The 11,395-nt window shown below is 66.0% G+C and carries 11 protein-coding genes; 3 read left to right on the top strand and 8 right to left on the bottom strand.

Annotated elements, in window-relative coordinates; translation table 11 throughout:
- Positions 1–124: 124 nt before the first annotated feature.
- Both QN315_RS12210 and QN315_RS12205 read left to right on the top strand, forming a co-directional pair.
- Positions 125–3,457, top strand: a complete 3,333-nt coding sequence (locus QN315_RS12210; RefSeq protein WP_323989546.1) for an ATP-binding protein — start codon at positions 125–127, stop codon at positions 3,455–3,457.
- Positions 3,454–4,341 (top strand): response regulator, encoded by an 888-nt coding sequence (locus tag QN315_RS12205; RefSeq protein ID WP_323989545.1) that lies wholly within the window; start codon positions 3,454–3,456, stop codon positions 4,339–4,341. Before QN315_RS12210 ends, QN315_RS12205 begins: the two co-directional genes overlap by 4 nt.
- A gap of 14 nt (positions 4,342–4,355) precedes the next feature.
- On the opposite strand, the gene QN315_RS12200 is transcribed toward QN315_RS12205, so the two are convergent.
- Together QN315_RS12200 and QN315_RS12195 are read right to left on the bottom strand one after the other, a co-directional pair.
- The gene (locus tag QN315_RS12200) at positions 4,356–4,733 is read right to left on the bottom strand and encodes a hypothetical protein (RefSeq protein WP_323989544.1); all 378 of its coding nucleotides are present in this window, start codon (positions 4,731–4,733) and stop codon (positions 4,356–4,358) included.
- Positions 4,734–4,827: 94 nt separating this feature from the next.
- Positions 4,828–5,943 carry a porin gene (locus QN315_RS12195; RefSeq protein ID WP_408904633.1) on the bottom strand — a complete coding sequence of 372 codons (1,116 nt, stop codon included), beginning with the start codon at positions 5,941–5,943 and terminating at the stop codon, positions 4,828–4,830.
- A 338-nt stretch (positions 5,944–6,281) separates the two neighbouring features.
- Between QN315_RS12195 and QN315_RS12190 the strand changes: the two genes are divergently transcribed.
- Positions 6,282–7,268 carry a hypothetical protein gene (locus QN315_RS12190; RefSeq protein WP_323989542.1) on the top strand — a complete coding sequence of 329 codons (987 nt, stop codon included), beginning with the start codon at positions 6,282–6,284 and terminating at the stop codon, positions 7,266–7,268.
- On the opposite strand, the gene ureG is transcribed toward QN315_RS12190, so the two are convergent.
- The 6 genes from ureG to QN315_RS12160 are packed head-to-tail and all read right to left on the bottom strand — an operon-like array spanning position 7,243 to position 11,343.
- Positions 7,243–7,857, bottom strand: a complete 615-nt coding sequence (gene ureG / locus QN315_RS12185; protein ID WP_323989540.1) for an urease accessory protein UreG — start codon at positions 7,855–7,857, stop codon at positions 7,243–7,245. The two genes, QN315_RS12190 and ureG, sit on opposite strands and share 26 nt — an antisense overlap.
- Positions 7,854–8,555: an urease accessory UreF family protein gene (locus QN315_RS12180; protein ID WP_323989539.1), complete on the bottom strand. Its 702-nt coding sequence runs from the start codon at positions 8,553–8,555 to the stop codon at positions 7,854–7,856. The genes ureG and QN315_RS12180 overlap by 4 nt, the downstream gene beginning before the upstream one ends.
- Entirely contained in the window at positions 8,524–9,000 is a 477-nt protein-coding gene (locus tag QN315_RS12175; RefSeq protein WP_323989538.1) for an urease accessory protein UreE, read from the bottom strand. The genes QN315_RS12180 and QN315_RS12175 overlap by 32 nt, the downstream gene beginning before the upstream one ends.
- Before the next feature lie 9 nt (positions 9,001–9,009).
- Entirely contained in the window at positions 9,010–10,716 is a 1,707-nt protein-coding gene (locus tag QN315_RS12170; protein ID WP_323989537.1) for an urease subunit alpha, read from the bottom strand.
- Positions 10,713–11,057 carry an urease subunit beta gene (locus tag QN315_RS12165; protein WP_323989536.1) on the bottom strand — a complete coding sequence of 115 codons (345 nt, stop codon included), beginning with the start codon at positions 11,055–11,057 and terminating at the stop codon, positions 10,713–10,715. The genes QN315_RS12170 and QN315_RS12165 overlap by 4 nt, the downstream gene beginning before the upstream one ends.
- The gene (locus tag QN315_RS12160) at positions 11,041–11,343 is read right to left on the bottom strand and encodes an urease subunit gamma (RefSeq protein WP_323989535.1); all 303 of its coding nucleotides are present in this window, start codon (positions 11,341–11,343) and stop codon (positions 11,041–11,043) included. The genes QN315_RS12165 and QN315_RS12160 overlap by 17 nt, the downstream gene beginning before the upstream one ends.
- Between the last annotated feature and the right edge of the window lie 52 nt (positions 11,344–11,395).

Raw genomic sequence — 11,395 nt, 5'->3', positions numbered from 1 at the left:
CGGCGCTCCTGTAAGCATGTCGCTTGTGGGCTGGGGAGAGCGGGATTCCCATACGCGATCCTGCGTATGGCTCGTCGCGCCGTTGCGAATAGGATGGTCATTATCCACCTGCTTGCGGGACAGCGTGATCTTGCCCCTTGATGCCAGCCGCCTGCGCATTGCGCGCACACGCCGCGCCTATAGCCGCTGGGCGGCGAACCAGACGTTCGAGGACTATGCGCTGCGCTTTACCGCGCATGCCGCCCGTGCCGCGACGCCCGGCCGCGCGGCGCTGACCGCACTGGGATCGATATCGTTCCTGGCGCTGGAAGCGATTGGCGGCACGCTGACGCTGGCATTCGGCTTTACCAATACCGTCCTGGCCATCGCCCTGGTCACGATCGTCATTTTCTGCGTCACCCTGCCGTTATGCGCCGCCGCGGCCCGGGCCGGGCTGGATGTCGACCTGCTGACGCGCGGCACGGGCTTCGGCTATGTGGGCTCGACCGTCACGTCGCTGATCTATGCCAGCTTCACCTTCATCTTCTTCGGGCTGGAGGCCGCGATCCTGGCCGGCACGCTTCATGCGTTGCTGGGCATGCCGCTCTGGCTGGCCTACCTTGTCTGCTCCGCGATCGTCATTCCCCTGGTGACCTGGGGATTCGCCTTCATCGCACGCTTTCAGATCACGACCCAGCCCGTCTGGCTGGTGCTCAACCTGCTGCCGCTGATCGTTCTGGCGGCGCGACATCCGGACTGGCTGCCGCAATGGACGCATTTCCCGGGCCTGGTATCGGGCGTGCGGCCGATGAGCTGCCTGGCCATCGGCAGCGCCGCGTCGGTCATGATCGTCCTGGTCTGCCAGAGCGCGGAGCAGATCGATTATCTGCGCTTCCTGCCCCCTCCGACCGCCGGCAACCATCGCCGATGGTGGTTCGCGCTGATCCTCGGCGGGCCGGGGTGGGTGATTCTGGACGCATTCAAGTTTCTGGCCGGATCCTTCCTGGCGTGGGTGGCGTTGCGCGCCGGTCTTTCGCCCATGCAGGCCATCCAGCCCGGGATGATGTACCGCCTGGCCTGGGGTACGGTCACCACCCCGTTTTTCGCGACCATGCTGACCGTGGCGCTGGTCGCGCTGTCCCAGGTCAAGATCAACATCACCAACGCCTATGCGGGGTCGCTGGCCTGGTCGAATTTCTTCTCGCGCCTCACTCACACCCATCCGGGCCGCGTGTTCTACGTCATCTTCAACATCGCGATCGCGCTGCTGCTGATGGAGGCCGGTCTTGTCAACACCATCCAGACCGGCATCACCTTCTATGCGGTGCTGGCCTGCGCTTGGATCGGCGCGATCCTCGGCGACGTTGCGATCTGCAAGCCGCTGGGCCTCAGCCCGCGCCGGGTGGAATTCAAACGCGCGCTGCTGCCCGACCTGAATATCGTCGGCCTGGGCGCGTGGGGGCTGGGCGCCGCCACGGGGCTGCTGGCGCTCAGCGACGCCATCGGCCCCTATGCCGCCGCCTTCGCGCCGTTCCTGACCCTGGCCGTTTCCAGCGCGGCGGCTCCGCTGCTGGCCCGCGCCACGGGCGGGCGTACCTATCTGGCCCGCCGGCAGCCCGCCGGATGGGAGCGGGAACCCATCAGGACATGCGTCGTCTGCGAACATCGTTTCGACGCCGAGGACATGGCACCGTGCCCCGCGTACGGCGGCGATATCTGCTCGCTGTGCTGTTCGCTCGATTCACGGTGCCGCGACCGGTGCAAGCCCGTGTCGACGCGTCTGGCCAGCCAGCTTGCGACACCGTTGCACGTCCTGCCGCCGGCGGTCCGCCGGTCCATGACCGCGCCCGGCGGACGCTTCGCCGTCATGCTGGCAGGCATCGTCGCCGCCACCGGCCTGCTGGCGCGGCAGACGGGGCTGTCCCCGTTCGGCATGCCGTTGATCGTCCTCTTCCTTGCCTGCGTGATCGGGGCGTGGTTCCTGATCATGGCGCAGCAAGGCCACCGCACGGCGACACGCGAGACCCTGCACCAGACCCGCCTGCTGCTGAGCGAGATCCGCGCGCGTCGTCGCACCGACCGCGCCCTTCAGGCCGCCCGCGAGAAGGCCGAGGCGGCCAGCCTTGCCAAGACGCGCTATATCAGCGGCATCAGTCATGAAATCCGTTCGCCGCTCAACGCGATCGCGGGCTATATCCAATTGCTGCAGCACGATCCGCGCATGCCCGCCGAACGGCTGGGCGCGCTGCGCATCATGCGCGACAGCAGCGAACATATCACGGCGATCCTGTCCGGGCTTCTCGACATCTCGCGCATCGAGGCCGGTCGGATCGAGCTGCATTCCGATACGATCGCCCTGGCGCCCTTTCTGGAATCGGTGGCCCAGATGATCCGGCCCCAGGCGCAGGAGAAGGGTCTCGCCTTTATCTGGAAACCTGGCCCCCTGCCGGCGGTCGTGACCTGCGACGAACACAGGCTGCGACAGATTCTTCTTAATCTTCTGTCCAATGCGGTGAAGTTTACACGCCGGGGGACGGTTACGTTTTCAGCGCGCTGGCATGCCCAGATCGCCGAACTGGTGGTCGAGGACACGGGCGCGGGCATCGCGCCCGAGGACCGCGACCGGATCTTCGAACCGTTCGCACGCGCGGCGGCGACCGCCGACATCCCCGGCACCGGCCTGGGCCTGACCATCACCAAGCTGCTGACCGAGGTGCTGGGGGGCGAACTGACCTTTACCAGCACGCCGGGACAGGGGTCGCGTTTCCGTGTGCGGCTGATGCTGCCGGACCGGGCGGATCGCGCGGCATCGGCCATGCCGGCCATGCCCGTCGGCCATGAAGGTCCGCCGCGTACGATCCTGGTCGTGGACGATGATCCCCGGCACCGCCAGATCATGCGCGAATTCCTGACACGCTGCGGATTCCGGGTGGAAACGGCCGAGGGCAGCGATGCCGCCCTGCGGATGCTGGGACAGGTTGCCCCCGATCTTCTGCTGCTGGATCTGTCGATGCCCGGCATGGACGGACGGGAACTGGCCCTGCGCATCCGCGCGGGCGCCTGGGCGCATCTGCCGATCCTGTTCCTGACAGGCAATCTGGTCGAAAGCGCCAACCGTCACGTTGCGTCCCTGGAGGATTGCCCGGTCATCGGCAAACCCGTCAATCTGGCCCACCTGATCGCGACCATCGGACGCAGGCTGGACCTGACCTGGATCCTGCCGGACGCCGGCGCGCCGGCGGCGGCGGCACCCGCGGACGCCCCCCGGGAGGGGCCGCCGCGCACGCTGCCCCCCGCCGAACGCGACAGGCTTCTCGCGGCCCTTGAAGGTGGCGAAATCCGGCGCGTCCGCGAACGGCTGTCCGCGCTGCGGACCGAAAGGCCGGATCTGGACGCCGTCATTGCCCCCCTCGCCGCGCTTGCCGAGACCTATCAGCTCGAAGCGCTCCGACGCCATCTGCGGCGGGACCAGTCATGACGAGATCGGCGCCTGCCCGTCGCCATATCCTGGTCGTCGACGACGATCCCGCCGTGCTCGGCCTGATGGACGAAACGCTGACGGATCGCGGCTATGCCGTGTTGCTGGCCCAGTCGGGATCGGCCGCGCTGGAGGTGGCGACGCGTACCGTGCCCGACCTTGTCCTGGTCGACGCGCAGATGCCCGGCATGACCGGCTGGGACGTCTGCGCCCTGCTCCGCCGGGACCCTGGGATGGCGACGACCCCGCTGATCTTCATGACCGGCCTGACCGAGACCGAACATGTCCTGCGCGCGTTCGAGGCCGGAGCCGTCGACTATGTCACCAAGCCGCTGGCGCTGGAGGAAGTCCTGGCCCGTATCGCCGTGCATATCGAAGCCGCGTCCCGCATCCGCGCGGCATACAGGGCCCTGGACAATGCCGGGCGCTTTCTGCTGGCGATGAATGACGGCGGGGAGATCCTGTGGACCACGCCGCAGGCCACGCGGCTGCTCGCGCTGCTGCCGGCCGGACGATGCGCGACGATGCCGAAACACGTAGCGGACATGCCGCCCGGAACCGTCATGCTGCGCCACCAGGTTGCAGAATGCGAGATTCGCCTGATTTTCGTCGGCGCAACCGGTGACAATGAACGCCTGTTCCGCATCACGGCGCAAGCGCTCATACCCGAACGGATCCTGCAGGACAAGCTCGGCCTCAGCGTCCGCGAAGCCGAAGTCCTGCTGTGGATCTCACGCGGAAAGACCAGCCGCGACATTGCGGACATCCTGCAGGTCAGTCCCCGGACGATCGATAAACATATGGAGCAGATCTATAACAAGACGGGGTTCAGCACCCGTGCGGCAGCGGCGGCCACCGCGTCGCGCCTGCTGCACGAGGGCTGATCGACGCTGGCCCGTCATTGCTTCGCAGGACTGGCCGGGCAGTTCATCCGCCGCTCCGTGATACGCAGAGCGGTCAGTTGTCCCTGCAGTGCGTTTAGTGTCTCGCCGGCCTGGGCGTTGCTTTCCAGACGGCCGGCCGGCGTGAAGGTCGCCCCATGCAGGATACCGATGCCCGGAATCGGGTCGAAGCGGATTTCGACCCCCTTGCGCCCGGTTGCCCCTGGCCCCCCGCCGTCCCGATGCCGGCGGACGGCGATCCGGTCGGACAAAGCGACGTCCTGCACAAGCAGATGACGACAATCCGGCAACATGGATGGCGCCGCACCATGGGCCGCGCGAACCGCGGGATGGCAGCACAGGATGGACATCGCGGACAGGATCAGTCGTTTCAAGGTCGGCACTCCTGCTTTGACCTGCGACACTGCGGAGGTGCGCGCCGGCCGGAAAAGATATGAATCGCTTTGTTCGGGGGGGGGACAGGCGCGTTCAATACTGGAACTGCATGCCCAGCAGGAACGCGTCGGCCTTTTGTCCCTGGGCAGGCGTATAATGCACATAATCGAATGTGAACCGCAGGTTATGACCATCCAGGACATAGTTCGCCCCCGCATCGAACTGCCTGGTCTTGGGATGCCCCTGACCGTACAGCCCTCGCGCGTAGCGGAATTCCTGATAGCGCACCAACGGCTGCATCCGTCCCCAGCCCAGCCGGTAGGGAATGAGGTAGGCCGTGCTGGCCAGGAACGCCGTGCCGCTGGAAATTCCGCCGATATTGCCGTAATCCGCCGAGCGGCCGTTATAGCCGGGCGGAATGTCCGTCACCCCATCGGTATGGTACTGGTAATAGGCGCCTTCCAGCGTGTACACGCCCGCCGATGCATTTCTGCCGATGCGTTTTTCGAACAGACCATCCACGTTCCAGGCCTTGTAATCCCCCTTGCGCTGCGCGCTGCCCACGCCATCGACCTGGTACTGCCCCGCCAGCCCGATCGCCAGGATATCGGCGCGGCCGTAATATGTGCTGGCCGTGTAATAGGCCGGTGACGGTTCGGGATCCAGGACATTATATTCCACCCGCCCGGCGAACAGGGGATGATCCCCGTTGTCCGATCCGTCCGGGATCCAGTTGTGACCGCGATAGATACCGGACACGTAACGGAAATGATCGGCCGCGAGCCTGCCCCAGACCGACACGCCGTCATCGCGCCCCGACCACATGCCGGGATATTGCGATACGATCGGAAAAGCATAGGTACTCAGGAAATACGGTCCATCCAGGTTCGACCGGTCGCTGCCCGGCAGCATGCGCCCCAGCCAGATGTTGAATGCCCTGGTCGGTTCGATCTGCAGGATGCCGTCCAGAACGTCCCAGTTGCCGTCGCGAATGCGTTCGAGATTCAGCGTCGCCTTGACGTAGCGGTGAAACTGCGCCCCCATGTAGATACGCAGATCACTGGCGGCGGCGGCGCTGGAATTGTCCGGCGTGGACGGGTCCTGCGTCATGTACTGCCCGCGTACGCCGACGCCCAGCGTGAAGGATTGTTGCGGCCCGAGATCGATCGTCATCGCGGCCCGGGCCGCCCTGGGCGTCGCCGCATTCATCGCGGCGAGAGCCGACACGGTGCCAGCCCAGAAAAGCCATGTTTTCCTCAGGCCGCGCCCGGGCTCCAATCCATGCGCCATTATGGCCATCCTTCCACCGTTACCGCATCATCGAACGATGGATAAACATTACGACATGCGATCTTTCTAGGAGGATGCGCGAAATTACTTATTCCAGGGATCGCAGGGCCGCGCCCATCCTGCGGATCGCATCCCGGTCCGGTGATCGGACGACCAAGAAGACGTGATAACGGTCGCGACAGGGAGTGATTCCGGGCGACGTGCCCGTCGCAATTCCGTAAGATTCGGGCCCTGAAAAGGAAGGCTGCCTTTCTGCCATGCGCTATGGTCGATCATCCGCCTTGCTGCTGCTTGCGCTCGGCATCGTCAATTCCGTCCTCTGGTTTCTGGTCGGTGACGCGACGCGCGCGCAACCAGGCTTCCTGGCTTCCGCCGTCCTGGCCTGGACGTTCGGCCTCCGCCATGCGCTCGATGCCGACCATATCGCGGCGATCGATCTCGTGACACGCAGGCTCATGACGCGGGCCAGGCGTCCGGTCCTGGTCGGATTATTCTTTTCCCTCGGCCATTCCAGCGTCGTGATCCTGGTGTCGCTCGCGCTTCTTCTCAGCCCCGCGCAGACATGGCTCAATCAGGTCCACGGCACCGGCAGCCTTGTCGGCACCGTGGTCTCCATCCTGTTCCTGTGCGTCATGGCCGCGTGGAATCTCCTGACATTCCGGGCGCAACGGCACCTGCCCGGCGATGACGCGGCAGCACCTTCCGCCATGGGCGTGATGGCACGCATCCTGGCCCCGGTGGTGAATCTGGTGCGTTGCGATGTCCAGATGATTCCGTTGGGTTTCCTGTTCGGCCTCGGCTTCGATACCGCGTCGGAAATCGGCCTTCTGGGCCTTGCCACATCGAAGGCGATGGACCTGGCGTCGTCCCGGATCATGCTGCTGCCGCTTCTGTTCACGGCCGGCATGGCGCTGATGGACAGTCTCGACACGATCCTGATGGTACGCGCCTGGAGCTGGAGCCGAGGTTCGGCGACACGCCGCGCCCATTATGCACGGGCGGTGACGGGGCTGTCAGCCATGACGGCGCTCGGCGTCGCCATGATCGAACTGGCGCAGCTTGCGGGACAGTACGGAATGCTGCCCGCATCCATGCGCGACCTCGCGACAGGCGCCGGGGAGCATTTCGGGGCGATCGGTACCGGAATCGTCGCCGCTTTTCTCGCGCTATGGGGAGTCGCCGCCTTGAGCAGGTCACCGGTCAAGACCGGGCGGGCTTCTACAAGCCCCCCTGATCGACAATGAACCGGGCGATCGTCTCCACCCCTTCGCCGGCGCGGATATTCGAAAAAACGAAGGGCCTGGCGCCACGCATCCTGCGGCTGTCGCGATCCATGACGCCCAGGTCCGCCCCGACATGCGGCGCCAGGTCGATCTTGTTGATCACCAGCAGATCGCTGCGCGTGATGCCCGGACCACCCTTGCGCGGAATCTTGTCGCCGGCCGAAACATCGATCACATAGATCGTCAGGTCGGCCAGTTCCGGACTGAACGTCGCCGCCAAGTTGTCGCCGCCGCTTTCCACCAGCACGATTTCCAGCCCCGCGATGCGGTCCGTCAATTCGGCGATGCCCGCCAGGTTTATGCTGGCATCCTCCCGGATTGCGGTGTGGGGGCAGCCGCCCGTTTCGATCCCCATGATCCGCTCGGGCGGCAACGACCCCGCGCGCGTCAGGAATTCGGCATCCTCGCGCGTATAGATATCATTGGTGATCGCCGCGATGTTGTACTCGTCGCGAAAGCGGCGGCACAGCGCATCCATCAATGCCGTCTTGCCCGTCCCCACCGGACCGCCGATCCCGACGCGAAAGGGGCCATGCTGCGTTTTCGTCATGTCCTGAACAACCTTGTCGTCTGGGTTTCGTGATACATGGCCGCCAGATCCGCGCCGAAGCAGGCCCCACCCACATCATCGAGCGTGCGGCTGGGCGTCCGTGCCGCCGCCGCCGCCAATGCCGGCTCCAGCCGTGCCAATGTGCGCAGGCCGTCCGTCTGTCCCAGCGGAACCAGGCGGACCGCCGCGGAAACAAGGGCCGCCACGGCAGCATAGCCGCAAGACAGGACCGCCTGATCGCACGGAATGCCGCCGCGCCGGAATACCAGCCCCTGCGCGACCGGCAACGGCCAGCGCGTTCCGGCCGGATCGTCCCGGCCGGGCACCTCCACCCAGACCGACGCCGCCTTCAGGAATGCTTCTCCCTGGAGGATCGCCTCCTCGTGCCGCTCGCGCGACGTGGCGCAGGCGCAGGCGAAGGCGGCGATGTCGCGCAGTTGTGCCGCATCGCCGCCGGCGTCCCACGCCGCACGCAGAACGATCAGATCGTTTCCGGCAGAACCATGGGCCAGCAACGCGTCGATCCATGTGCAAAGCGTGGCGACATCCCGCACGTCCCCGGCCTCCACCGCCCATTCCAGCCCGCTGCTGTAGGCATAGCCACCGGTCGGGAATGCCGGGGAAACCCAGGACAGCAGGCGCAGGAAATCCTGCCCCGCGCGGGGCTCAGCCATGGGTATGACGATGGGCGCCGTCATGCGTCCCGCCACGTCCTGCATAGGCGCCGCTTTCCGGGTCGAACGGCGCCGCGATCATCCGCACATGGCCCCCCAGGCCCCGGATCATGTCCGCGACGACGTGATCGCGCCGAACCAGGATGCGCCGCTCGTCGATCGCGGCGGGCAGGTGCCGGTTGCCCAGGTGCCAGGCCAGGCGCAGCAGATGCAGCGGCCCATGCGCCGTAACCTCCATCAGCTCTTCCGGCAGGGCCTCGACCCGGACGATCCGCCCGTCATCCAGCCGCAGGCCCTCGTCCGTCCGCAGAAGCCGCGCATGGTCCAGGTCGAGCAGGATCTTTCCACCCGACCGCAGGGACAACATCATCCGGCGGCGGTGGCGCCCTTCATAATCGGCGGCGAACACGTCCGCCGCCTCGGCGACCGGCCAGTGGCCGGCCGGAAGGATTTCGATCACCCGCGTCATCGGCATACCTCAGAACAGGAAATAACGCTGGGCCATCGGCAGGATGTCGGCCGGCTCGCAGGTCAGCAGGACACCGTCGGCCCGGACTTCATAGGTCTCGGAATCGACCTCGATATGCGGCATCGCGTCATTATGGATCATGCTGCGCTTGCCGATCCCGCCGCGCGTGTTCGACACCGCCGACAATCCGCGCAGCAAGCCCAGCCGGCGACCGATATCGTCATCCAGCGCGGCCTGCGACACGAATGTCAGGCTGGTGTGGGCCAGGGCGCCCCCATAGGCGCCGAACATCATGCGGCCATGAACCGGCTGCGGCGTGGGGATGGACGCATTGGGATCCCCCATCATCGCATAGACGATCGCGCCGCCCTTGATGACCAGGTCGGGCTTCACGCCGAAGAACGCGGGGTCCCACAGCACGAGATCGGCCAGCTTGCCCGGCTCGACCGAGCCGATTTCGTGCGACAAGCCATGCGCGATCGCCGGATTGATCGTGTATTTGGCGATATAGCGTTTCACGCGCGCATTGTCGGCCGCGCCATCCCCGGGCAGCGCACCGCGTTGCGCCTTCATCTTGTGCGCCGTCTGCCAGGTCCGCAGCGGCACCTCCCCCACCCGTCCCATCGCCTGACTGTCCGAGGACATCATCGACAATACGCCCATGTCGTGAAAGATATCCTCGGCCGCGATCGTCTCGCGCCGGATACGGCTTTCGGCGAAGGCGATGTCCTCGGGCACCTTCTGGTCCAGATGATGGCAGACCATGAGCATGTCCAGATGCTCGTCCAGCGTGTTGACCGTAAACGGACGCGTCGGGTTGGTCGAGGACGGCAGCACGTTCGGCAGGCCCGCCACGCGGATGATATCGGGCGCATGCCCTCCGCCCGCACCCTCGGTGTGGAAGGCATGGATCGTGCGTCCCTTGAAGGCGGCGATCGTGTCCTCGACGAACCCGCTTTCGTTCAGCGTGTCGGTATGGATCATCACCTGCACATCCATGCGATCGGCCACCCTCAGGCAGCAATCGATCGCCGCCGGGGTCGATCCCCAGTCCTCGTGCAGTTTCAGGCAGCATGCTCCGGCCCGTACCATCTCCTCCAGCCCCTCGGGCCGCGCGGCATTGCCCTTGCCGGCGAAGGCCAGGTTGACCGGAAACGCGTCCGCGGCCTGGATCATTCGCGCCAGGTGCCAGGGGCCGGGCGTGCAGGTCGTCGCCGCCGTGCCGGTGGCCGGGCCGGTCCCGCCGCCCAGCATGGTGGTGATGCCGGACGACAGCGCCTCCTCGACCTGCTGGGGACAAATGAAATGAATATGGCTGTCGATTCCCCCCGCAGTCAGGATGCGTCCCTCGCCGGCGATGATCTCGGTGCCCGGCCCGATGACGATGTCCACGCCCGGCTGGATGTCCGGATTGCCGGCCTTGCCGATCCTGTCGATCCGCCCGTCACGGATCGACAGGTCCGCCTTGACGATGCCCCAATGGTCGATGATCAGCGCATTGGTGATGACGGTATCGGCCGCCCCCTGCGCGCGCGTGACCTGTGACTGCCCCATGCCGTCGCGTATCGTCTTGCCGCCGCCGAAGCGTACCTCCTCGCCGTAAATGGTGTAGTCGCGCTCCACCTCCACCAACAGGGCGGTATCCGCCAGGCGCACCCGGTCGCCTTTCGTCGGGCCGAACTGCGCCGCATAATCGTGCCGGGAAAGACGCGTCATCGGTCCAGATTCCCCATGATTTCACCACGAAACCCGACGACGTGCCGCAGACCCCGCAGAGGCACCAGCGTCACGGCGCGCTCCTGCCCCGGTTCGAAGCGGATCGCCCCCCCGGACGGCACGTCCAGCCGCCACCCCCGGGCGTGCTGCCGGTCGAAGCACAGGGCTGGATTGACCTCGGCGAAATGGTAATGACTGCCGACCTGGACCGGCCTGTCGCCCGTATTGGTCACGACCAGGGTCCGGCGCGGCTGTCCCTGATTCAGGGTGATGTCACCCTCGGCGGGCAATATTTCGCCCGGCACCGCGCCATCGGGCAGCGGATCAACGTATCGGGTCATGAACCGTCACCAGCTTGGTGCCATCGGGAAAAGTCGCCTCCACCTGCACGTCATGGATCATCTCGGCAACGCCGGGCATGACCTGTTCGCGGGTCAGCACCCGGCCGCCGCTGGCCATCAGTTCGGCCACGCTGCACCCGTCACGCGCCCCTTCGACAACGTGATCGGTTATCAGCGCCACGGCTTCGGGATAATTCACGCGCACGCCGCGCTCCAGGCGTCGGCGGGCCACGATCGCGGCCATGGCGATCAGCAATTTGTCCTTTTCACGCGGCGTCAGTTTCATGCCCCGCCCGATCCTCCGTTTCGCAAGGCCCCGCCGGCTTTGCGTCTGCATG

Source organism: Nguyenibacter sp. L1, assembly GCF_035199985.1.
Taxonomy (GTDB): Bacteria; Pseudomonadota; Alphaproteobacteria; order Acetobacterales; family Acetobacteraceae; genus Gluconacetobacter; species Gluconacetobacter vanlangensis.
Note: the sequence above shows the minus strand (reverse complement) of the source record. Positions and strands in the feature narration are given on the sequence as shown.